The organism is Azospirillum terrae (genome assembly GCF_053470425.1).
The window spans coordinates 21873-44450 of record NZ_JBPXMR010000002.1; the positions used below are offsets into that span (position 1 = coordinate 21873).

A 22578-nucleotide genomic window follows, 5' to 3' on the forward strand; every position below is an offset into this window, starting at 1 on the left:
CGAGACGTGAGCCTCAGCCTCAGCCTTCTGTCCGAACACCCGCTGCCGGTCGGCTTCCTGCTCGGCATGCTGGCGCTTGCGGTGCTGGCGCTGCTGGTGTGGCTGGTGCGCCGGCAGGAGCGCGGGGCGGAGACGGGACCGGATGCGGCGGCGGCGGTGCTGGCCGCCGTGCGCGGCCCCAGCGTGCGCGCGCTCACCGCCAGCTTCTCCACGACGCTGCGGGCGATGCGCGGCATGGTGCCCGGTCCGGGCTGGCGCTACGCGGCGCCGTGGGTGCTGATGCTGGGCGGCAGCGGGTCGGGCAAGAGCGCGCTGGCCGCGGCCATCGGCCTCAACCGGCCCTTCGACCTCGCCACCGACCCCGAACTGGCGGAACAGGGCTGCGGCTGGCACGTGTTCGAGCGCGGCATCGTGCTCGACCCGGCCGGCAGCGTGCTGTGGGGGCCGGAGGGCGACGGCGGCACCGGCTCCGGCAACGGCGGGGACGCGGCGTGGCGCCGGCTGGTGCAGCTCATCGTCCGCAACCGGCCGGAGCGCGGCCTGGACGGTGTGGTGGTGACGCTGCCCGCCAGCGAACTGGTCGGGCCGGACCGGCTCGACGCCATCGGGCTGGCGGCGCGGGCCAAGCAGCTGCGCCGGCGCCTGCGCGAGCTTCAGCAGCAGCTCGGCCTGCGCCTGCCGGTCTATCTGGTGGTCACCAAGTGCGACGCCGTGCCCGGCTTCACCAGCTATTGGGAGCCGCTGGCGGTCCAGCGCGCGCACGAGGTGTTCGGCTGGTCGAACCCGCAGACGCTGGACACCGCCTACGCGCCGCACCTGCTGAACGAGGCGTTCGACGGGATCGGCCGCGAACTGCACCGCACGCTGATCGCCACCGCGGTCGCCACCGGCGGCATCAGCGACATGGCCTTCCTGTTCCCGGCCGAATTCCAGAAGCTGGCGCCGACCGTCGCCCGCTTCGCCAACGCGCTGTTCCGCGTCGATTCCTACCAGGACCCGCACTTCTTCCGCGGCGTCTACTTCACCGGCGACGGGGCGTCGCTGATGGCGGGCGGGCGCGGCCTGCCGGCGGCGCTGGACGGCGACGTCGATCTGCCCGCGGGCATGGCGGCGGCCATGGCGCAGGCGCCGTCCGCGCAACCGCTGTTCGCCACCGAGCTGTTCGGCGAGAAGATCTTCCGCGAATCACGGCTGGTGCGCCCGGCCCGGCGCGGGCTGGTGGCGCGCAGCCGGACGCTGCGCATCGCCCAGGCCACCGTGGTGGGCACCGCCATCGTGCTGTCCGCTGGCCTCTGGCATTCCACCGTGTCGCTCCAGGGCGCGGCGAAGGACGTGCTCCACCCGCTGCTGCTGATCGAGAAGACCGACGCGGAGGTGCGCAAGGCCCGCGAGTCGGGCGCGAGCCTGAGCGAGGGCCTGTACCGCGAGGTGCATGCGGCGGCGCCGCCGATTCTGCGCGCCTTCAAGACCATCAGCGACCGTTCGCTGATGGAGCCGTTCATCCCGACCTCGTGGTTCGCCCCCATCGAGGAGAGCGTCAAGGATGCCATGGCGCACGGCTTCGGGCTGGTCGTGCTCTATCCCATGCGTCTCGAACTCATCAAGCGCTGGGAGGCGATTCAGGCGCGCTATGCCGGGCCGCCGCCCGCCACGGCCAACGGGGGGGTCAACGGAATGGCCGCCTCGGTGGCGATGAAGGCCTATCTGACGGACCTGGACGCGCTGTCCGCCAACGTGAAGCAGTTCAACACCGCGACCGAGCTGCCGGTGCTGGTCTTCTCCAAGCTCGTGACCTCGCTGCTCAACGTCGACCTGGGCGAGGCGCTGATCAACGACAGCGACCTGTACCGCGAGGTGATGGACAAGGCGCGGGTCAAGCCCTTCGACCCCTCGCGCAATCTGGCGCCGTCGCTCCTGACGCTGGGGCGGTTGGCGAAGGCCGCCACCGAGTTGGTGGCGCCGGAAGGCCCGGTGGTGCAGCGCTTCACCGCGGTCGCCAGCGCGCTGGAGCGCAGCGAACTGGCGCGCTTCGGCACCCCGGACGCGGCCGGTGCGACGCTGGGCGACCTGAACACCGCCATCGATCAGGTGCAGGATCTGCTCCGCAACGACGATCTGCGCTGGCTGTTCGTCCTCCACCCCGCGCAGGAGCCGCACTGGCGGGACCAGCTGGCGCGGGTGCGTGCCAACCTGTTCCTGGGCGACAACGCGGCCAACCTGATGATGAGCGCCGCGACCGCGCGCATCGCCGGTCTGCGCACGACGCTGCTGGCGGTCCGCACGCCGGCCACCGGGGCGCTGCTGGTTGCCGACGACAGCGACGACGGCCGGCTGAAGCTGTCGCCGGCCCTGGAGGGGCTGGCCGCGGCGCTGCCGGACATCCTGCGCTACGGCTTCATGGCCGACAATCCCGTGCGCGAGCCGGTGCTGCCGTCGCAGCGCAGCGCCGCCATGATGTGGATGCCCGAACCGCTCGACAAGGCCATGGGCAATTACCGCGCCTTCGAGGCGATGGAGGCCGGGCCGCTGACCCGCGTGCCGGATTCGCTGCGCCCGCTGGTGCAGGCGCTGGCGGCGCAACGGTTGCAGGCCGCCATGCTGACCGCGGTGGCCGAGGCGCAGGTGATCGAGAAGCGCGGGCAGGACTTCCGCCTCGTCGCCGACGAAACCGGTCTGCTGCGCGAGGTGCGCCAGTTCGGCCGCGCCTCCCGCAGTCTCGGCGACATCCTGGGCGCCTTCAGCCGGAGCGGCTTCGACCAGTCCTACGCCACCGTCTCCAACATCGTCAGCCAGCACCTCGTGAGCATGCTGGAACAGGCCGACCGCATCGGCGACGAGGGGGCGCCCTATCTGCCGTTCGACGAGTTCCGCGACTGGGACGGCACGCTGCCGCTCAACTTCGAGGGCTATCAGGTGCTCAGCGACACCGAGCTGGCGCAGTACCTCGACAACACCCGCGGGCGTTTCGACTGGCTGGGCACCGAGGTGGCGTCGCCGATCGTCAATTTCGCGCTGCGCGAACAGACGCCCGCCACTCTGCGCAGCGACCCGCACGTGCTGAAATGGCAGCGCATCCTGATCGAGCAGCAGCGCTACAAGGCCGACAACCCCGGCAGCTCGCTGGCCCAGCTGGAGCGCTACATCCGTTTCGACCTCGGCGGGGTGAAGCCGGACACCTGTCTGCAACAGCTCTCCACCGGCACCGGGGCGGGCGGCGACTTCTTCATGCAGCGGCGCGACACGCTGCGCCGGATGGCGCTGGCACAGTGCCAGCGCGTCGCCGTGCGCACGCTGTCCACCGACTACACGCGCCTGGCGTCCGACTTCAACGGCATGCTGGCCGGGCGCTACCCGTTCGCCGACTACAACGGGGCGGACACCGCCGAGGCCGACCTCGACGCGGTCACCGCGTTCCTCGAACGCTTCGGCAATTCCGAAGCGGCGATCCGCCGCGGCCTCGGCGCGCCGCAGCCCGGCACGCCGGCCGCCCAGGCGCTGGACTTCGTCGACCGGGTCGCCGCGGTGCGCGACTTCCTGGCGCCGTTCCTGGCGCCCGCCTCCAACGCGCCGCCGGCCTACGACGTGAACGCCGAGTTCCGCGTCAACCGCCCGCGCGAGAGCGGCGGCAATCAGATCATCGAATGGATGGTGGCGCTGGGCGGCCAGCAACTGCTGCGCGGCAGCGACGCCAAGGCCGGCACCTGGGCGCCCGGCGACCAGGCGGCGGTGACGCTGCGCTGGGCCAAGGACGCGCCGGTGGTCCCGGTGTCGATCATCGGCACGGACGGCAGCGTGCAGCCCGACCGCGCCATCACCTTCACCTACGCCAACCGCTGGTCGCTGGTGCGGCTGCTGCAAGTGCACCGCGCCCCGGCGGCCGACCTGCCCAAGCTGACCGACAGCCGGCCGCACACGCTGAAGTTCTCGGCCGACACCGGCAACGTTCCGGTGATGGGCGAGCCGCCGTCGCCCAAGCCGCTGGTCGGCGGCAAGACCAGCGTGTTCCTGCGCCTGTCGCTCAGCACGCTCAACCCGGACGGCAAGACCCGGACGTCCTACGTGCTGCCGGCGTTCCCCTACGCGGCGCCGAGCCTGGAGAGCGCGCCGCGCCCCGCCGCCGCGTCCTCCGAACCGTTCACCGGCGACCCGGCACCGGCTCCGGCGACGAAGACCGCCGCCGCGAAGGCCGCCGCGAAGAAGCCCGCCCCGGCCAAGGCGGCCCCGGCCAAACCGACTGCGGCCAAACCGGCTGCGGCGAAGCCCGCGGCCGCCGCCGCTCCGACGAGGATCACCCCATGAGTGTGGCGCTTCCCGACTTCAGCGCCGTGCTGGCACCGCTGCCGGGCGAGACCCCGACCGGCCCGTCGCTGCGCTACGACCCGGTGTACAGCGCGATCGGCGAGGCCCGCCGCGGGGACGACCCGTCGCTGCCCATGGGCGTCTGGCAGACCGCGCAGAAGCGCGCCGACTGGGACGAGGTGGCGCGGCTGTGCATGGGCGTGCTGGAGACCCGATCCAAGGACCTCCAGATCGCCTGCTGGCTGCTGGAAGCGCTGGTCCACCGCCACGGGCTTGTGGCGCTCGGGCCGTCGCTGAACATGCTGGCCGGTCTCTGCGAAAGATTCTGGGACGGCCTGCACCCGCAGATCGACGACGGCGACCTCGGCGCCCGCGTCTCCCCTTTGGAATGGCTGAACAAGAAGCTGCCCAGCCAGTTGCACATGCTGCCGATCACCCGCTCGGGCAGCCAGCCGGTGGTCACCTTCTCCTACACCGATTACCAGAACGCCCAGCGCCTCAGCATCATCGCCGCCAAGGACCCGCGCGCCGGCGACGCCGCGCGTGCCAAGGGCGAGGCTCTGCTGCCCGACGTGCAGGCCAGCGCCGCCGCCACGCCCGTCGCCTTCCACCGCGCCCAGCACGCGCAACTGGCCGAGGCGGTCGCCGCCACCGAAGCGCTGTCGGCGCTGCTCGACGAGCGTTGCGGCCGCGACGCGCCGGGGCTGGTCCTGCTGCGCGAGACGCTGACCGGGCTTCAGGGCTGGGTCGATACCGTGCTGCGCGCCAAGGGAGAGGAGCCCGCGATGCCCGCCGACGTCACCGCCGCGCCAGCGGAGCAGGACGGGGTGCCCAACGAGTTCCCGGACGCCTACGACGAGGACGAGGCGGCCGGCGACGGCGCGCCGCAGTACCACGCCGGCCCGATCCGCTCGCGCGAGGAGGCGTATTACTGGCTGGCGGAGGCGGCGGACTTCCTGCTGCGCACCGAGCCGCACAGCCCGACCCCCTACCTCGTCCACCGGGCGTTGGGCTGGGCGAACATGCCATTGCATGAAGTTCTTCTCGAAGTCAGCCGCGGCCGGAACGATCTCGCCGCCGTTTTCGACCTTCTCGGCTTCAATTTTACAGAACTGACACAGAAGACGGGGGCGCGATGAACGAATGAGTTGATGATCCGCACGAATCTTCTTGTTCCGATGCAAGAGCGATTCTAATGTTATCCTCAAATCTACATTATCGCGCCTGATATTCCCGTCGGGCGCGCGCAGAAACTCCTGGGAGAGGGCAAATCCGATGGCCGAAAGCACCCAGCACAAACTGAGCAGAGTTCGCCCGCCGCGCGTCCAGATCACCTACGACGTGGAAATCGGCAACGCGATCGAGAAGAAGGAACTGCCGTACATCGTCGGCATCATGGCCGACCTGTCGGGAAAGCCGGCCGAGGCGCTGCCGCCGGTCAAGGACCGCAAGTTCATCGAGATCGACCGCGACAACTTCCAGGACGTGCTGTCGTCCATCAATCCGCGCGTGGCTTTCCGGGTGCCGAACAAGCTCCAGCCGGACAGCAAGGATTTCCTCAACGTCGAGCTTCGCTTCAAGCACATGGACGATTTCGGCCCGGTCGAGGTGCTGAAGCAGGTGCCGCAGCTGAAGCGCCTGTTCGAGGCCCGCTCGCGCCTGCGCGACCTGCTGACCAAGCTGGACGGCAACGACGATCTGGACGCGCTGCTCAAGCAGGTGATGGCGAGCACCGAGGACCAGACGGCGTTGAAGGCGCAGCTCGCGGCCCCCGCCGCCGATGCCGCTGCCGCCCCGGCCGCCGAACCGCCCGCGGCCGAGTGATCGCGGCCACACGACAATCGATGAGACGCCGCGGGCCCCCGACGCCCGGCGGTGCGACACGAGGAGACGCTTGCCATGGCTGAAGAGACCGAGACCCCCGGCGCCGGCACGGCCGCCGCCGCCGAGACCCTCCCCATCCTCGACCGCATCATGGTCGAGGGCAAGCTGGTGCGCGACGAGACGCAGCGCAGCTACGCCCGCGATCTGGTGGACGAGTTCGTCAACTCCGTGCTGGCCGAGACCGGCGGCACGGTCAGCGGCGACGTGGTCGCCGCCATCAGCGACCGCATCGCCGAGATCGACGACCTGATCTCGCTCCAGCTGAACGAGATCCTGCACCACTCCGACCTGCAGAAGCTGGAAGCCTCCTGGCGCGGCCTGTCCTATCTGGTGTTCAACACCGAGACGGGCACCAAGCTGAAGCTGCGCCTGATGAACATCACCAAGGCGGAGCTGCTCAAGGACCTGGAGAAGGCGGTCGAGTTCGACCAGAGCGCCCTGTTCAAGAAGGTCTACGAGGAAGAGTACGGCACCTTCGGCGGCTATCCCTACAGCGTGCTGATCGGCGATTACGAGTTCGGCCGGCACCCGCAGGACATGGCGCTGCTGGAGAAGGTCTCCAACGTCGCCGCCGCCGCGCACGCGCCGTTCATCGCCGCCGCCGCGCCCATGCTGTTCGACATGGGCGGCTTCACCGACCTGGGCATTCCTCGCGACCTCTCGAAGATCTTCGAGAGCGCCGAGCTGATCAAGTGGCGCTCGTTCCGCGCCAGCGAGGATTCGCGCTACGTCACGCTGTGCCTGCCGCACGTGCTGCTGCGCCTGCCCTACGGCCCGGACACCGTGCCGGTCGAGGGCATGAACTTCGTCGAGGACACCGACGGGCGCGACCATTCCAAGTATCTCTGGGGCAATCCGGCGTGGATGCTGGCCACCCGCATCACCGACGCCTTCGCCAAGTACGGCTGGACCGCGGCCATCCGCGGCGTCGAGGGCGGCGGCAAGGTCGAGGGTCTGCCGACGCACACCTTCCACACCGACGAGGGCGACATCGCGCTGAAGTGCCCGACGGAGATCTCGATCACCGACCGCCGCGAGAAGGAGCTGAACGACCTCGGCTTCATATCGCTGGTGCACTGCAAGGGCACGGACTACGCCGCCTTCTTCGGTGGCCAGACCACCAACAAGCCCAAGCTCTACAACACCGCCTCGGCCAACGCGAACAGCCGGCTGTCGGCGATGCTGCCCTACATCCTGAACGCGTCGCGCTTTGCCCATTACATCAAGGTCATCATGCGCGACAAGATCGGCAGCTTCATGACCAAGGAGAACGTGCAGACGTATCTCAACACCTGGATCATGGACTATGTGCTGGCCAAGGACGACGCCGGCCAGGACCTCAAGGCCCAGTACCCGCTGCGTGAAGCCCGCGTCGACGTGACGGACATCCCCGGCAAGCCCGGCTGCTACAACGCGACCGTCTTCCTGCGGCCGCACTTCCAGCTGGAAGAGCTGACAGCGTCCATCCGTCTGGTGGCCGAACTGCCGCCGCCGGCCGCGTAAGGCGCCGACCATCACCGACCTCACCCCCTTTGGGGGTGAGGCGGACCTCACCGATCCGTTCCATCGCTTGCCGCTACTGGGAGACCCATCATGGCCGGCAATATGTTCATCGCTTTCAAGACGCCGGACATCACCGGTGAAAGCGCCGACAGCAACAACACCGGCGCCATCCAGGTGCTGTCGTGGAGCCACTCGTTCAACCAGCCGACCTCGCCGACGCGCAGCTCGGCCGGTTCGGGCACGGTCGAGCAGGCCAACCACTCCGACTTCTCGTTCACCAAGTACATGGACGCGGCGACCGACGACCTGCTGAAGATGTGCTGGAGCGGTCAGCAGATCGGCACCGCCACCTTCTCCGCCTACCGCTCGGACGGCAACAACACCCCGGTGAAGTACCTGGAGATCGCGATGACCAACGTCATCGTCTCCAACGTCTCCATCGGCGGCGGCACCGGCGACATCGCCACCGAGACGATCACGCTCAGCTACAGCTCGGTGCAGTACACCTACATCCAGCAGCAGACGTCGGACGGCACCCCCGGCGGCAACCAGCCGGTCAAGCACGACCTCGCCACGCAGACCGTGTCGTAAAGGGCCGCCATGTCGGGACCGCGGGTCACGCCGGGCGTACGGGTGCCATTGTTCGACCGCTTGGCGGCGGACACGGCGCCGGACGGCCGGCGCGACCTGCGGATGCTGGACCGGGCGGGGCTCGCGGCGTCCATCGCGCGCGAGCTCGACCGCCTGCTGAACACGCGCACGCCGCTGGCCGCCGACGATCTCGGCCGGCGGCCGCGCAGCACGCTGGACTACGGCTTGCCGGACCTGTCGCTGTTCTGGCCCTTCGACTCCGACAGCGAGAAACGGCTGTGCGGGCTGGTCACCGACACGGTGGCCGCCTTCGAACCGCGCCTGCGCAACCCGCGGGTGACGGTCGAGCGCGTCGACGGCCAGCGCCGCACGCTGCGCGCCACCGTCGTCGGCGAGATCGCGCTTGACGGCATGGTGGAGCCGGTGTCCTTCCCGATCCTGCTGAGCGACAGCGCGAGTGACAGCCCATGAGCCGTGACGACCTGCTCGACTATTACCAGCGCGAGTTGGTCTACCTGCGCCACGAGGGCTCGGCCTTCGCCGAGCGTTACCCGCGCGTGGCGTCCCGCCTCGACCTGAGCGGCAGCGAGTCCCCCGACCCGCACGTCGAACGCCTGCTGGAGAGCTTCGCCTTCCTCACCGCGCGCATCCAGCGCACGCTGGATGCCGAATTCCCGCAGATCCCCGCGGCGTTGCTGGGCGTGCTGTACCCGCACCTCGTGGCGCCGGTGCCCAGCATGGCCATCACGCAGTTCGAGGTGGACCCCGATCAGGCGCGCTCCGCCACCGGCTTCACGCTGGCCGGCGGCACGGCGCTGTACGCCCATTCCTATGCGCTGGACACGCCGCGCGACAAACCGAACGCCAGCGTGACCTGCCGCTTCCGCACCGCCTACCCGGTGACGCTGTGGCCCATCGAGGTGGTGGAGGCGGTGATCCAGCCCTCCGCCAATTTCGATTTCCTCGACCGCCGCAGCGACGTCGGCGCGGTGCTGCGCCTCAAGCTGCGCGGCCTGGGCAAGCTGGGCTTCGCCGACATGGCGCCGGGCAGCCTGCGCTTCCACCTGCACGCCGGGCCGCTGGCCGGCGGCGCGCTCTACGAACTGCTGCTGAACCAAGTGCGCGGCGTCGCGGTGCGTCCGGCTGGTGCCGCGATGCCGGCGCGCGAGCTGCCGCCGTCCTGCATCCGCCCGGTCGGTTTCGCCGAGGACGAGGGCGTGCTGCCCTGGCCGCGCCACGCGCATCAGGCCTACCGCCTGATCCAGGAATATTTCGTCTTCCCGGAGAAGTTCCTGTTCCTCGATGTGGAGAACCTGAGCGGCTACGGCGACGGGCGCGAGGCGGAGATCCTGTTCCTGCTGTCCGCCCCGCCGGCCCGGCCGATCCCGATCCACCGCGGCACCTTCCGGCTGAACTGCGCGCCCATCGTCAACCTGTTCCGCAAGACGACGGAGCCGGTGCGCCTCGACCAGACGCAGGTGGACTACCGGCTGCTGCCCGACAGCCACCGCGAGCGCTCGACCGAGATCCACTCGATCCTCAAGGTCTCCGCCAGCTCCGCCTACGAGGACGACAGCCGCGTTTTCCAGCCCTTCTACTCCTTCGACCACGGCACCGGGCGCGGTCCGGGACAGGATGGGGCGCGGGCCTTCTGGACGGCGCGCCGGCAGCCCACGGGCCGCGCCGACCTGCCGGGCACGGACATGGTGCTGTCCTTCCTCGACCTCGACTTCAAGCCGACGCGGCCGCCGGCCCAGGTGGTGTTCGCGCACACGCTGTGCACCAACCGCGGCGTCGCCGAGCAGATCCCGGCCGGCGCCCAACTGGACATCGAGGTTGACGCGCCGCTGGTCGGCGTCGCCTGCCTGACCAAGCCGACGCGCCAGATCACCCCGCCCTTGGGCGGGCAGACACTGTGGCGGCTGGTGTCGCACCTGTCGCTCAACCATTTGTCGCTGGACGGCGAGGCCGGGCTGGCGGCGTTGCGCGAGATCCTGCGCCTGTACGCCGCCTTCGATGACGCCACGGTGGACAGTCAGGTCGCCGGCCTGTCCGGTCTGGCCTGCGGCACCGTCGTGCGGCGGGTCGGCACCGAGGCGTGGCGCGGCTTCTGCCGCGGCACCGAGGTGCGCCTGGACCTGGACGAGGAGCGCTTCGTCGGCAGCCATCCGTTCCTGCTCGCCTCGGTGCTCAACCGCTTCTTCGGGCTGTACGCCGCGGTCAATTCCTTCACCCAGCTGGTGCTCACCAGCCGGCAACGTCACGGGATCTGGAAGACATGGCCGCCTCTGGCTGGCGATCGCGCCGTTCTGTAATCGAGCAGCTGGCCGCCGAGGCCCACCGCTTCGATTTCCATCAGGCGGTCAGCCTGATCGAACGGCTGCGCCCGCACGCCCGCAGCGTCGGCGACGGCTCCAACCCGGCGCACGAGGCGGTGCGTTTCCGCTCCAGCCTGACCAGCGCCTTCCCGGCCAGCGACCTCACCGCCGCGGCGCCGCCGGGGCCGGGCGAGCCGCGCTGGGAGCTGGCGGTGAATTTCCTGGGCCTTGCCGGCGGCTTCGGCCCGCTGCCGCCGCCCTTCACCGAGGCCATCGTCGAGCAGACGCGCGCCGGCGACTCGGCGACCGCCGATTTTCTGGACATCTTCAACCACCGTCTGGTCTCGCTGCTGTACCGGGCGCGGCGCAAGCACCGCCCGGTGCTGAACCGCGGCACGCCCGACCAGGGGCCGTTCGCACGCTATCTCTACAGCCTGATCGGCATGGGCACCGATGGCTTGCACTGGCGCATGGCGGTGCCCGACCGCGTGCTGCTGAACCACGCCGGGGTCCTGGCGCAGCAGCCCCGCAGCCTGCACGGGCTGGAGCGCATGCTGGGCGACCATTTCAGCGTGGCGGTGCGGGCGCTGCCGTTGCAGGGCCGCTGGCTCAAGCTCGACGACACGCAGACGACGCGGCTGGGCCAGCGTAACTCGGCGCTGGGGCAGGGGGCCGTGCTGGGCAGCCGGGCCTGGGACCAGCAGGCGGCGGTGGTGCTGGAGATCGGCCCCCTGGGGCTGGAGGCGTTCCGCAGCTTCCTGCCCGACGGCCACGCGGCGCGGGCGTTGCGCGATCTGGCGGCGTTCTACGTCGGGCCGGGCATCGAAACGGACGTGCGCCTGCGCCTGGAGCCGTCCGACGTGCCGGGCACGCGGCTGATCGGCGCCAACCGCCTGCACCTGCATAGCCCACGCACGCTGGCCGACCGGCCGCGGGTGGCGGGGGTGCGGCTGGGCGGGCCGGGGAGGTTGTTGACGCGGGCCGGACCGGACGGGCCGCGGCTGGGCTGGACGACGTGGCTGACCACCCGGCCGCGGACGGACGAAGGGGTGGTGGAACTGAAGAGGGGGGCGGCGTGACCAAGCGAATTCTCCCCCCGCCGCCCGGTCCGCAAGCTCCTGCACGGCCGAATGCGCCGCGACCGCCGGCTCTGCCCCCCGGCATCGCCTGGTCGAGCGCGCAGCCGAAGAGGCCGGTGCCGCCGCCCTTGCAGCCCATGCCGGGACGGGATGTCCGGCTCACATCGGCGGGCGCGGCCGTGGCACAGCCGCATCGGCCGGCCGGTGCCGCATGGCCCCGGCATGCACCGCCGCCGGTGGCCGGGAGGCCGCCGCAGCCGGTGCTTTCGCAGGGCGCCGCCGTCATTCAGGAAAGCAAAGCCGGCAAAGGCGGTAAGGGAGGCAAGGGAGGCAAGGCCAAGAAGAAGGAGGATTCCCGAATCCCGTTTCCATGGCGGTTCGCCGACAAGGGCGACAGAGCCATGCGAGTGGAGCGGATGCTGGTGGATCTGATCGCGACGTCGGTGCCGTCAAAACTTGTCAAAGACATAACGTTCACGGTCGGCGGAAAAGAAAAATCGCTGAAATCGGTCGCCATCACGGACAAGCGTTACCGCAACCTGACCAAGACCTCGAAGCGCGCGGTGTCGCAGGTCTCGGTCATGTTCGGATTGAGCCCCAACAAGGTCGCCGAAGCCGCGGGGTTCGAAAAGGGCGGCGGCTGGGAATGGCTGCACCTCGTCGCGTTCAGCTTCGGGCATCAGTACGTGAGTTCGCTGTCGGACAGTTCGCTGTCCTTGTTCCGAAAGACCAAGCAGCAACAGCAGATACCGGAGAACCTCGTCCTCGGGACCGCCGCTGCCAACACCGCGATGTTGCAAGTCGAATCGGCGATCAAGGCATCCTTGGCCGGTCAGCCGGATTTGCAGCTTCAATTATGGGCTCATGCAAGCGAAAACTCCCATGAGGCCACGGTGGATGGTGACACGTGGTTTTTCAAGTCATGCGATGAGATCCGATATCATTTCAGATTTTTCAAACGCTACCATGATGCTGATGGAATTGAGCGTGAGCTGTCCACCGGGGCTATCATCATGACTTTTGATCCTTTTAGTCATGTGCGGCCGCTGAAGACGGAGTATTCGCAGGTGCATCAGGAGATTGTCGAGTTTTCCAGGAGGCTCTACGAACTGTCGAACCCGACGCAGGGCATCCGCACCGGGGGGATGGTGGGGATGTAGTGACGCCTCGGCCACATTGACAGGATCGGGGTGTTCCCCGAAGATGATGCAACTTGCAAGGAGGTGCGCCGTGCCGTCCTACACCAGCCAGGACAGTATGCGCCGAAGCCGCGTCATCCAGGGCCGCTTCGTTGCGGGCGCTCCGCGTCTGCCTGCACCCGGTTCGGGCGGAACAGTGCAGCGGCAGGCCAGCGGACACGCCCAGCCGCTGCCGCCGGGCCTCGTGCGCATGGGCGGCGGCGGACGGCCGCTGCCGGACGGCGTGCGGCAGAAGATGGAAACCTTCTTCAAGGCCGACTTCTCGGACGTGCGCGTGCATGTGGGCGCGGAAGCGCCGGCCATCGGCGCGCTGGCCTTCACGCTGGGCTCCAGCCTGTATTTCGCGCCGGGGCAGTACAACCCCGACACCCCGCACGGCCAGCAGCTCATCGGGCACGAGCTGACGCACGTCCTCCAGCAGCGCGCCGGCCGCGTGCGCAACCCCTTCGGCAGCGGCATCGCCGTGGTGCAGGACCCGTCCTTGGAGGCCGAGGCCGACCGCATGGGGCTCCGCGCCGCCGCGCACCACGTGGCGCCCACCGCGCAGGCCAAACCGGCGCCGCAGCACGCGGCACAACGCCCGCAGCTTCAGCCGAAGGCGGCGGACGGCTCCGGCTACCGGCTGATCGTCGGCGCTTATCTGCACCAGGACCAGGGCTTGCCCGACGCCATGGCCGGCCACGGCTTCGTGGCGGTGGAGCGCCCCGGCGGCAAGCGCGAGGCCTGGGGCTTCTCGCCCGCTGGGCTTTCGGGCATGGACCCGAAGCGCGATCTGGGCCGGCTGACCACGGGGGTGCGGGGCCAAGTGCACCGCGACGAGTCGGCGTTCCAGAAGCCCGGCGTGCGCACCCGCAGCTTCGCCGTCAGCCGTGAGCAGGCCGAGCAGGCTATGGCCAAGATCGGCGAGTACCGTTCAGGCACGGCGCAGTTCAGCCTGTCGCGGCGCCAGTGCACGGCGTTCGCCACCGACGTGGCAAACGCCGCCGGTGTGGACACGTTTGGTGCGGCAGGCGCCACCTCGCCACGCGCGTTTTATCGCAAGCTTTGATGGCGTAAGCTTCGATGCGCCGGACGTGGCCCGCCACGTCCTCGTCGTTACGTCCGCGAGCGCCCATGTCCCCCCTGAAGCCTCTCATCGGCAAGCTGAACCCCACCGCCAAGCGGGCGCTGGAGACGGCGGCGCAGCTCTGCCTGACGCAGACGCACTTCGCGGTGGAGGTGCAGCACCTGCTGCTCAAGCTCGCTGGCATGGCCGACAGCGACATGGCCCGCCTGTTGCGCCACTATGGCGTCGATGCCGGCGCGCTGTCCGCCGACCTCACCCGAGCGCTGGAGCGGTTGCCGCGCGGCAACATGCAGACGCCGGCCTTCTCGGAACATCTGCTGCGCCTCCTGGAGCGCGCTTGGGTGGTGTCGTCGCTGCGGCTCGGCGGGCAAGCCATCCGCTCCGGCGCCATCCTCTCGGCGCTGCTGGAGGACGACGCGCTGCGCGGCATGCTGGTCGAGGCAGCCCCCCTGCTGACCCGCATCCCGCGCGGCAAGCTGGCCGAGGATCTGCCCGACCTGCTGCGCGGCGGCGTCGAGGATGCCGGCGGCCCCACCGCCGCCCCGCTCCCCGGCGCTCCCGCCCCGGCCCCTGGCGCCGCCCCGTCGAAGACCCCGGCGCTCGACTCCTACACCATCGACCTCACCGCGCAGGCCCGCGCCGGCAGGATCGACCCCATCGTCGGCCGCGACGCGGAGATCCGGCAGGTGGTGGACATCCTGATGCGCCGCCGGCAGAACAACCCGATCCTCACCGGCGACCCCGGTGTCGGCAAGACCGCGGTGGTCGAGGGCTTCGCCCAGCAGGTCGCCGACGGCGCCGTGCCGCCGCCCTTGCAAAACGTCGCGGTGCGCATCCTCGACCTGGGCCTGCTCCAGGCCGGCGCCGGCATCAAGGGCGAGTTCGAGAACCGGCTGAAGCAGGTGATCGACGAGGTCGCCGCCGCGCCCACCCCCGTCATCCTGTTCATCGACGAGGCGCACACGCTGGTCGGTGCCGGCGGCCCGGCCGGGCAGGGCGACGCCGCCAACCTGCTGAAGCCCGCGCTGGCGCGCGGCGAATTGCGCACCATCGCCGCCACCACCTGGGCCGAGTACAAGCGCTATTTCGAAAAGGACGCGGCGCTGGCCCGCCGCTTCCAGGTGGTCAAGGTCGAGGAGCCGGACGAGCCCACCGCCGTCGCCATGCTGCGCGCCCTGGTGCCGAAGCTGGAGGCGCACCACGGCGTCTGCATCCTCGATGAGGCGGTGGCCGACGCCGTGCGCTTGTCGCACCGCTACATCAGCGACCGCCATCTGCCGGACAAGGCCATCGGCGTGCTCGACACTGCCTGCGCGCGCGTCGCGCTGGCGCAATCCAGCCCGCCGCCGGAACTGCAAGGGGCGGCCCGCCGCTCCGCCGACCTGACCGCCGAGTTGGCCCTGCTGACGCGCGAGAGCGCCGCCGGCCGCGACCACGCCGAGCGCATGGAACGCCTCGCCGACGAGCGCGCCGCGGTGGAGGAGCAGCGTCACCGCCTGGAGTCGCGCTGGCGCCAGGAGGCCGAGGTGGCCGGCCGCGTCCGCGACCTTGAGGACTCGCTGGCCGGCCTCGGCGGCGGCGCCTACCTGCACGCCCGCGCCGAGCTGGACGGGCTGCGGCTGGAGCTGGAGCAGATGCAGGACGACCACCCCATGGTGCCCACGTCGGTGGACCACCGCGCGGTGGCGTCGGTGGTGTCGGGCTGGACCGGCATTCCCTTGGGCCGCATGCTGACCGACAACGTCCAGGCGGTGCGCACCCTGCGCGAGCGCATGGGCGAGCGCGTCGTCGGCCAGGACGCGGCGCTGGATGCGGTGGCGAAGCGCATCCGCACCTACTTCGCCGGGCTGGGCGAGCCGGGCAAACCCACCGGCGTCTTCCTGCTGGTCGGCCCGTCCGGCGTCGGCAAGACGGAAACGGCGCTGACGCTGGCCGACCTGCTGTTCGGCGGCGAGCGCAGCCTCGTCACCATCAACATGTCCGAGTACCAGGAGGCGCACTCCGTCTCCGGCCTGAAGGGCGCGCCGCCGGGCTATGTCGGCTTCGGCAAGGGCGGCGTGCTGACCGAGGCGGTGCGGCGCACGCCCTATTCCGTCGTCCTGCTCGATGAGGTGGAGAAGGCCCACCCCGACGTGCTGGAGCTGTTCTATCAGGTGTTCGACAAGGGCACGCTGGAGGACAGCGAGGGCGTGGTGGTGGACTTCAAGAACACGCTCATCCTGCTGACCTCGAACCTCGGCACCGACACCATCGCGCAACTGGCGGCCCAGCCGCCGCTCACCAGCCAGCTCAGCGCGCCCCCGCTGACGGCTGAGCGCATCGCCGAGGCGATCCGGCCGGAGCTGGTGCGGCGCTTCAAGCCGGCGCTGCTGGGCCGCATGGTGGTGGTGCCCTACCTGCCGCTCGCCGAATCGCGCATCCAGTCCATCGTGCGCCTGAAGCTCGGCCGCGTGCAGGCGCGCTTCGCCGAGGCGCACGGGGCGGAGCTGACTTACGATGACGCGGTGGTGGCGTACCTCGCCGGCCGCTGCCACGCCACCGACGCCGGTGCGCGGGCCATCGACCATCTGCTGACCAACACGCTGCTGCCCGACCTGTCGTCCGGCGTGCTGGAGCGGCTGGCCGACGGGGTGCCGGTGGACCTCGTGCATGTGGATCTCGACGGAGCGGGAGCGCTGCGTTACACCTTCGGCATGCCCGCCCACCGCGCGTCCATGCCATGAGCGACAAGGCCACCACCCAGGCCAGCGCCTCGCTGTCGGTATCCACGCCGCTGGGCAAGGACGCGCTGATCCTCCAGGAATTCAGCGGCACCGAATACGTCTCCGGCCTGTTCGAGTTCACCCTGGTCATGCAGTCGGCGACCGGCGCGCAGGACGTGGACCTGACCCAGCTGGTCGGCCAGCACCTCACCGTCACGCTGACCGGCGACAGCGGCGCCACGCGGATCATCGACGGCATGTGCACGCGGGTCATCCAGACCGCCACCTCCTACGTGGCCGAGCTGCGCCCGTGGCTGTGGATGCTGGGCCTCAGCTCCGACAACCGCATCTACCAGACGCAGACCGCGGTCGACATCATCAAGGCGGTGTTCGGCAACCTCGGCTACAGCGATTTCAAGGACTCGACCACCGCCACCTACACCACGCGCGACTACTGCGTGCAGTACGGCGAGAGCTGCCTGAACTTCGTCCTGCGGCTGATGGAGGACGAGGGCATCTTCTACTTCTTCACCCACGCGGCGGGGAAGCACACGCTGGTTCTGGCCGACGACGCGTCGGCGTTCGCCGACATCTCCGGCACCTCCTCCGTGCCCTACCTGCAAGTGCCGAGCGGCAAGGACTGGATCGACGCGCTGCACGTCACGGCGTGCTCGCTGGAGCAGGCGGTGACCAGCGGCATCTACCAGGCCGACGACTACAACTTCACCACCCCCGCCACCGAACTGAAGGCCAGCGTCACCGGAACCTCGGGCGCCGCGCAGATCTACGAATACCCCGGCAACTACACCACCAAGGACCAGGGCGACGGCATCGCCAGCGTCCGCGTGGCCGAGCTTCAGGCATCGGCGAAGCGGCTGACCGGGGCCGGCGTGGTGCGCGCCTTTACGGCCGGGCAGGCGTTCACGCTGTCCGGCCACCCGCGCTCCGACCTCAACGCCGCCTGGGTGCTGCACAGCGTCAGCCACCGCGCGACCTTCCGCGAGTATTCCAACGGCTTCACCGCACTGCCCTCGGCGACCACGTTCCGGCCGCCGCGCGTCACGCCGTGGCCGCGCATTCCCGGCACGCAGACCGCGACCGTGGTCGGCAAGTCGGGGCAGGAGATCTACACCGACCAGTACGGCCGCATCAAAGTGCAGTTCCACTGGGACCAGCAGGGCACCAGCGACGAGAACAGCTCGTGCTGGATCCGCGTGGCGCAGGGCTGGGCCGGCAAGAGCTGGGGCGCCTTCTTCCTGCCGCGCATGGGCATGGAGGTGATCGTCAGCTTCCTGGAGGGCAACCCCGACCAGCCCATCGTGACGGGGTGCGTCTACAACGGCACCAACACCGTGCCCTATGCCCTGACCGACGACCAGACCAAGAGCACGATCAAGTCCAACAGCTCGACCGGCGGCAACGGCTACAACGAGATCCGCTTCGAAGACAAGGCCGGCTCGGAAGAGGTCTACGTCCAGGCGCAGAAGGACATGACCGTCCTGATCAACAACAGCCGCACCACCACGGTGGACGCCGCCGACGACACGCTGACGCTGAACCAGGGCAACCGTTCGACCACCATCTCCAAGGGCAACGACACCCTGACGATCACCGAGGGCAACCGCACCTACGCCGTCTCCAAGGGCAACGAGACGTATTCGGTCAAGGGCACCCGCGACGTGACGGCGGAAGGGGCGGAGACCCACACCAACAAGGACGCGTACACGCAGACCGTCTCCAAGGACTTCACGCTGACGGTGGACGGCGACATCACCATCAGCGCCAGCGGTGCCGTCACCATCAAGGCCGGCAAGGGCCTGACGCTGCAATCCACCTCGGACATGAGCCTGACCTCGTCCGCCGGCCTGACCGCCAAGGCATCCAGCGACGCCACCGTGCAGGGCATGAACGCCACCGTGAAGGCCGACACCGGCGCCACGCTCCAGGGCGGCACCACCGTCACCGTCAAGGGCAGCGCCCAGGCCACCATCGACGGCGGCGGCATGACCTCGGTGAAGGGCGGCCTGATCCAGCTGAACTGAGCCCATGGACGAAGCCGCTCCCCATACCACCGCGGACCACACCACCGTCGAGTCGCGCACCGCCGATGGCCGCCTCGTCTCCTCAACGACGCTGGGGCCGGACGGCGCGCCGGATGGCGAGTTCGTGGCCTACGACGCGGACGGCACGGTGCAGATGCGCATGCTCTACCGCGCCGGGGCGCCGGACGGCCCGGCGACGATCTACCGCAACGGCACGCTTCAGACCGAGATGACTTACGCCGCCGGGCTGCTGGACGGCGAGATGCGGGGCTACGACCTCGCCGGGCGGCTGTCGTCGGTGGTGCGCTACGCCCAGGGGAAGAAGCACGGCCTGATGGAGTGCTTCACCGCCGAGGGCGCGCCGCTGCTGACCGCCGAGTATAAGGACGACCGCCTGGACGGCGCGACCACGGAGTTCCGCCCGGACGGCACGGTGCGCCGCCGTGCGCTGTACAAGGCCGATTTGCCGGACGGCGAGACGGTGGAGTTCCACCCCGGCGGCCAGCCGGCCGAGCGCACCGTTTTCCAGGCCGGCGTCCCGATCGAGGGGCCGGAGCGCTTCGACGACCCCGGTGCGCCGGGCAAGAAGGGCCTGCTGGCCCGCCTCACGGGCAAGAAGTAGGGGAGGGCCGAAGTCATGGGACAGCTTGTCGTGTCCGGTGCGATGACCCAGTGCAGCTTCGGCATGGCGCCGGCCAGCCTGATGGTGCTGCCGACGAACTGCGTCATGGCCGGCGGCATGCCGGCGGCCAACATCATGGACTACATCCCCATGGTGAACATTCTGCCCTTCGGCATGTGCCAGAGCCCGGCCAACCCCACGGTGATCGCCGCGACCGCGGCGGCGATGGGCGTCTTGACGCCGATGCCCTGCATTCCGGTCACCGCGGCGCCGTGGATACCCGGCGTGCCCACGGTGATGCTCGCCAAGATGCCGGCGCTCAACAACAGCTGCAAATGCATGTGCAGTTGGGGCGGCGTCATCAGCATCAACTTTGCCGGTCAGGTCCAGACGATGGCGTGAGCCTCCCGTCCCGGTTGCAGGTGCCGTGGCAACCGCGATAGACTAACGGGGTACCCACCGCAGGCCGACGCATGTCCGACCCGCAGAAGCGCTTCGCTCCCCCGCCGCCCCACTGGCCCGGCCGCCGGCCGGAAGCGGCTGCGCAGCCGCAAGCCGTGCAGCGCCAGACCCTCCAGCGGCAAACGGCCCAAAGACAGGCCACCTTCGGCGCGCTCCGCGCCGGCAAGGCCGAGCGCGCCAGTGCCGGCGACGAGCTGATGCGCGTCCAATCCGACCAGTTCCTGCTGAAGACCGCCGAGCGCGGCCTGCACGTCAAGCCGAACGGCACCTACAACTTCGTGCGAGTGCAAGGCGACACGCGCAACGACGCGCACACCTACGTCTCGTCGCGCAGTGGCCACGCCGGCTTGGCCGCCGGCAAGCCGGTGCTGTACGCGGGGACGGTGCGCTTCGACAGCGGCCGGATCGACTGGTGGAGCAACTATTCCGGCACCTACCAGCCCATCGCCGCGTTCCGCCAGCAGGCGCAACTTCCCGACGACAACTTCGTCCCCTGGCAGAAGCTGCAAATGGGCGGAGTCGGCTTGCAGCGCGGCATGTTCAACGACCGCCGCGCCTCCACCGCGCCCACCAAACCCGCGCCCACCAAACCCGCCCCCACCAAACCCGCCCCCACCAAACTAGAGCGCCCTAGCGCGCCGCAGCCAGCCGCCCCGGCCAAGGCCGAAGCGCCGCGCGCCGCCGCACCCGCGAAGCCTGCGGCACCGACGCCCTCACCGCCGGCCGGCGCCAAGCCCGCAGCCTTTACCGCCGCGCCGGCCCCGACCCCGGCCTCGGTCCCGGCCCAAGCCAAGGGACGCTGAACGGTGGCGGCGCCGCGCTCGTCTCTGGTCATCGTCCTTGCCGGCACGCTGCTGTTCGGCGTGCTGACCTTCCTGCTCGGCCTCTTGGTTGGCGCCAACCTCGCTCCACCCGCACCCGGCAGCACCGCTCCCGCCACCGCCCGCGCCGCATCGCCCGCTACCCCGGCCCCCGCCACGCAAGCTGCACCCGCGCAGACCGCCCCGGCACCGGCGGCGGCACCGGCGGCGTCCCCAAGCCAGGGGGGCTCGTCCACGGGCGGGGCGCCGCCGGCCGCGCCCGCACCGGGCAAGAGCAGTGCGGCGGACCCGCCGCCCCCGGCGGTCAAGCCGGTGAAGGTGAAGGGTTTCGGCTTTGGCGCGCCGCCATCGGTCGAGCCGTCTTCGGGCCTGCGCGGCCGGTTGCTGACGCAGGCGGCGGCTCCGGCCACCGACCCGTCTGCCGCCGCTCCCGCCGCGGCCCCCGCCGCGAAAGAGCCCGCCGGGCCGCCGCTGACCTTCTCGGTGGCGCTCGGGCGCTTTCTGGTGGCCGAGAACGCCGGCCGGCTGTACGCCGATGCGCAGGCGAAGGGGTACCAGCCCGTGGTCGTCGTCCCCGACCCGCCGGACCCGACCGGCTGGCTGACCGTGACCCTCGGCCCGCTGGGCGACGCCACCGCCGCCAACCGCATCGCCGCCGACGCCTCGGCAAAGGGCTTCGAGACGTGGCTGGTCAGCTGGCTGGCGCCCTGAAGCGGCGCGCTTGCTCTCATCGGCCGTGTCCCGTAGGATAAAAATCCTCGTTGGCGAGGCGCGTCCGCGCGGCGCCTGGGGGATGAGACGCTTGGCAAAAAGGCGTCTCATAGCGTCTCACTCCGTCTCATCCGACATCGCCGAACGGATGCAACGCTCCATCGAATCGCGTTTCATAGCGTTTCATTGTGTTACATCCGCCCTGCCGGTCCTGACTAAGTTATTGATTTTCAAAAAAACTCATGTCCCCGCGCGAAGCGCGAATGCAACGCGCGTTGCACGGTGCAGGCGGCCCCGTTCCAAGGTTCCGCGCCGGTTCATCGGTAGGTGACCGGACGGCGGTGGCAGGGATCGAATGTTGAACCGGGCCGTTTCCTTCCCATCTGGGAGCGCTTCCACTCCACTTCGGTAGGAACCCACGGTGAAGCTCTTGATAGTCGAGGACGATCCGCTGATCGGGCCGGCCATGAAGGCTGTTCTGATAAACGCGGGTTATACCGTCATCGGGCCGCTGCGCGACGCGTCCAAGGCCATGCGCTTGGCCGAGCGCGAGCACCCCGACCTGGCGCTCGTCGACGTGCTGCTGGCCGGCGGGGAGGACGGCGTGAGCCTGAGCCGCCGCCTGCGCTCCAAGCTGGGCGTACCGTCGCTGCTGGTGACCGGCTACGACCACCTCGCCGAGGAGGTGCGCGACACCGCGCTGGGCTTCCTGCACAAACCCTTTGCGCCACAGGCGCTGCTCGGCGCCGTCGGCGTGGTGGCCGAGATGCTCGGCGGCTTGCGCCCGTCTCTGGCGCCGCGCGAACTGGAACTGTTCCCCGCCGCGCGGCGTCTGCACGTCTGATTTGGCTTTGCCCCCTCCGTCTTGAAGAGGGGAGGGGGCAAAACGTCCTCACATCGCGTGCGTCGCCATCGCCCGGTCATGCGCCTCGTGGGAGGCTTCGCTGTGGCCCCCGTCGTGGTAGCCGCTGTCGTGGTGGGTCACCTGCTGGTGGCTGTCGTCGTAGCCCATGGCGGACTTGATCGGGCAATGGCCGCTCATGCCGCGGGCGACCAGGGCGCCGCCAGTCAGGCCCATGACGGCGCCCGGCAGATCGGCGCGGTTGACGCCGGCCGCCGCCATGATCAGGCCCAGGCCGACGGAGGTGACGCGCTCCAGGGTGGACATGTTCCGCTCGCCGCCGAACACCGTGTCGTAGGTGTCGCGGATCGTGTTTTCGACGCTCATGGCGTGGCTCCCGTGATTCGTGGCGTCCCCAACAACCGGCCCGCCAAGGCG

Annotated in this window: 18 protein-coding genes; 17 read left to right on the top strand and 1 reads right to left on the bottom strand. The window is 69.9% G+C overall.

Annotation, left to right across the window (positions count from 1 at the left end):
• Nucleotides 1–6: 6 nt before the first annotated feature.
• From ACSVDD_RS06645 to ACSVDD_RS06725, 17 genes are all read left to right on the top strand, one after another.
• A complete protein-coding gene (locus tag ACSVDD_RS06645; protein ID WP_448188537.1) occupies nucleotides 7–4299 on the top strand; it encodes a type VI secretion system protein in 4293 nt (1430 codons plus the stop codon).
• The gene (tssA, locus tag ACSVDD_RS06650; protein ID WP_448188538.1) at nucleotides 4296–5438 is read left to right on the top strand and encodes a type VI secretion system protein TssA; all 1143 of its coding nucleotides are present in this window, start codon (nucleotides 4296–4298) and stop codon (nucleotides 5436–5438) included. Before ACSVDD_RS06645 ends, tssA begins: the two co-directional genes overlap by 4 nt.
• Before the next feature lie 136 nt (nucleotides 5439–5574).
• Nucleotides 5575–6123 (top strand): type VI secretion system contractile sheath small subunit, encoded by a 549-nt coding sequence (tssB, locus tag ACSVDD_RS06655; RefSeq protein WP_448188539.1) that lies wholly within the window; start codon nucleotides 5575–5577, stop codon nucleotides 6121–6123.
• A 75-nt stretch (nucleotides 6124–6198) separates the two neighbouring features.
• Nucleotides 6199–7686, top strand: coding sequence for a type VI secretion system contractile sheath large subunit (gene tssC / locus ACSVDD_RS06660; protein ID WP_448188540.1), 1488 nt, complete (start codon nucleotides 6199–6201; stop codon nucleotides 7684–7686).
• 90 nt (nucleotides 7687–7776) lie between these two features.
• Nucleotides 7777–8277 (top strand): Hcp family type VI secretion system effector, encoded by a 501-nt coding sequence (locus ACSVDD_RS06665; RefSeq protein WP_448188541.1) that lies wholly within the window; start codon nucleotides 7777–7779, stop codon nucleotides 8275–8277.
• 9 nt (nucleotides 8278–8286) lie between these two features.
• Nucleotides 8287–8748, top strand: coding sequence for a type VI secretion system baseplate subunit TssE (gene tssE / locus ACSVDD_RS06670; protein WP_448188542.1), 462 nt, complete (start codon nucleotides 8287–8289; stop codon nucleotides 8746–8748).
• Nucleotides 8745–10592 carry a type VI secretion system baseplate subunit TssF gene (tssF, locus tag ACSVDD_RS06675; RefSeq protein ID WP_448188543.1) on the top strand — a complete coding sequence of 616 codons (1848 nt, stop codon included), beginning with the start codon at nucleotides 8745–8747 and terminating at the stop codon, nucleotides 10590–10592. The genes tssE and tssF overlap by 4 nt, the downstream gene beginning before the upstream one ends.
• A complete protein-coding gene (gene tssG / locus ACSVDD_RS06680; RefSeq protein WP_448188544.1) occupies nucleotides 10556–11674 on the top strand; it encodes a type VI secretion system baseplate subunit TssG in 1119 nt (372 codons plus the stop codon). Before tssF ends, tssG begins: the two co-directional genes overlap by 37 nt.
• Nucleotides 11671–12834 carry a hypothetical protein gene (locus ACSVDD_RS06685; RefSeq protein WP_448188545.1) on the top strand — a complete coding sequence of 388 codons (1164 nt, stop codon included), beginning with the start codon at nucleotides 11671–11673 and terminating at the stop codon, nucleotides 12832–12834. The genes tssG and ACSVDD_RS06685 overlap by 4 nt, the downstream gene beginning before the upstream one ends.
• A gap of 70 nt (nucleotides 12835–12904) precedes the next feature.
• The gene (locus tag ACSVDD_RS06690; RefSeq protein WP_448188546.1) at nucleotides 12905–13921 is read left to right on the top strand and encodes an eCIS core domain-containing protein; all 1017 of its coding nucleotides are present in this window, start codon (nucleotides 12905–12907) and stop codon (nucleotides 13919–13921) included.
• 65 nt (nucleotides 13922–13986) lie between these two features.
• Nucleotides 13987–16662 carry a type VI secretion system ATPase TssH gene (gene tssH, locus ACSVDD_RS06695; RefSeq protein ID WP_448188547.1) on the top strand — a complete coding sequence of 892 codons (2676 nt, stop codon included), beginning with the start codon at nucleotides 13987–13989 and terminating at the stop codon, nucleotides 16660–16662.
• Entirely contained in the window at nucleotides 16659–18683 is a 2025-nt protein-coding gene (locus ACSVDD_RS06700) for a type VI secretion system Vgr family protein (protein WP_448188548.1), read from the top strand. The genes tssH and ACSVDD_RS06700 overlap by 4 nt, the downstream gene beginning before the upstream one ends.
• A 4-nt stretch (nucleotides 18684–18687) precedes the next feature.
• A complete protein-coding gene (locus ACSVDD_RS06705; protein ID WP_448188549.1) occupies nucleotides 18688–19305 on the top strand; it encodes a toxin-antitoxin system YwqK family antitoxin in 618 nt (205 codons plus the stop codon).
• Nucleotides 19306–19320: 15 nt separating this feature from the next.
• Nucleotides 19321–19707 (top strand): DUF4280 domain-containing protein, encoded by a 387-nt coding sequence (locus tag ACSVDD_RS06710; RefSeq protein WP_448188550.1) that lies wholly within the window; start codon nucleotides 19321–19323, stop codon nucleotides 19705–19707.
• Nucleotides 19708–19778: 71 nt separating this feature from the next.
• The gene (locus ACSVDD_RS06715) at nucleotides 19779–20570 is read left to right on the top strand and encodes a hypothetical protein (RefSeq protein WP_448188551.1); all 792 of its coding nucleotides are present in this window, start codon (nucleotides 19779–19781) and stop codon (nucleotides 20568–20570) included.
• Nucleotides 20571–20573: 3 nt separating this feature from the next.
• A complete protein-coding gene (locus ACSVDD_RS06720; protein WP_448188552.1) occupies nucleotides 20574–21299 on the top strand; it encodes an SPOR domain-containing protein in 726 nt (241 codons plus the stop codon).
• 421 nt (nucleotides 21300–21720) lie between these two features.
• Entirely contained in the window at nucleotides 21721–22143 is a 423-nt protein-coding gene (locus tag ACSVDD_RS06725) for a response regulator (protein ID WP_448188553.1), read from the top strand.
• A 48-nt stretch (nucleotides 22144–22191) separates the two neighbouring features.
• Here the strand turns inward: ACSVDD_RS06725 and ACSVDD_RS06730 are convergent, their stop codons facing one another.
• Nucleotides 22192–22527, bottom strand: a complete 336-nt coding sequence (locus ACSVDD_RS06730) for a YgaP family membrane protein (protein ID WP_448188554.1) — start codon at nucleotides 22525–22527, stop codon at nucleotides 22192–22194.
• Between the last annotated feature and the right edge of the window lie 51 nt (nucleotides 22528–22578).

Coding starts and splice junctions, on each gene's coding strand:
- ACSVDD_RS06700 (WP_448188548.1), top strand. CDS start 16,659: ATGAGCGACAAGGCCACCACCCAGGCCAGCGCCTCGCTGTCGGTATCC.
- ACSVDD_RS06730 (WP_448188554.1), bottom strand. CDS start 22,527: ATGAGCGTCGAAAACACGATCCGCGACACCTACGACACGGTGTTCGGC.
- tssG (WP_448188544.1), top strand. CDS start 10,556: ATGGCCGCCTCTGGCTGGCGATCGCGCCGTTCTGTAATCGAGCAGCTG.
- ACSVDD_RS06710 (WP_448188550.1), top strand. CDS start 19,321: ATGGGACAGCTTGTCGTGTCCGGTGCGATGACCCAGTGCAGCTTCGGC.
- ACSVDD_RS06665 (WP_448188541.1), top strand. CDS start 7,777: ATGGCCGGCAATATGTTCATCGCTTTCAAGACGCCGGACATCACCGGT.
- ACSVDD_RS06715 (WP_448188551.1), top strand. CDS start 19,779: ATGTCCGACCCGCAGAAGCGCTTCGCTCCCCCGCCGCCCCACTGGCCC.
- tssE (WP_448188542.1), top strand. CDS start 8,287: ATGTCGGGACCGCGGGTCACGCCGGGCGTACGGGTGCCATTGTTCGAC.
- tssH (WP_448188547.1), top strand. CDS start 13,987: ATGTCCCCCCTGAAGCCTCTCATCGGCAAGCTGAACCCCACCGCCAAG.
- tssC (WP_448188540.1), top strand. CDS start 6,199: ATGGCTGAAGAGACCGAGACCCCCGGCGCCGGCACGGCCGCCGCCGCC.
- tssF (WP_448188543.1), top strand. CDS start 8,745: ATGAGCCGTGACGACCTGCTCGACTATTACCAGCGCGAGTTGGTCTAC.
- ACSVDD_RS06705 (WP_448188549.1), top strand. CDS start 18,688: ATGGACGAAGCCGCTCCCCATACCACCGCGGACCACACCACCGTCGAG.
- tssA (WP_448188538.1), top strand. CDS start 4,296: ATGAGTGTGGCGCTTCCCGACTTCAGCGCCGTGCTGGCACCGCTGCCG.
- tssB (WP_448188539.1), top strand. CDS start 5,575: ATGGCCGAAAGCACCCAGCACAAACTGAGCAGAGTTCGCCCGCCGCGC.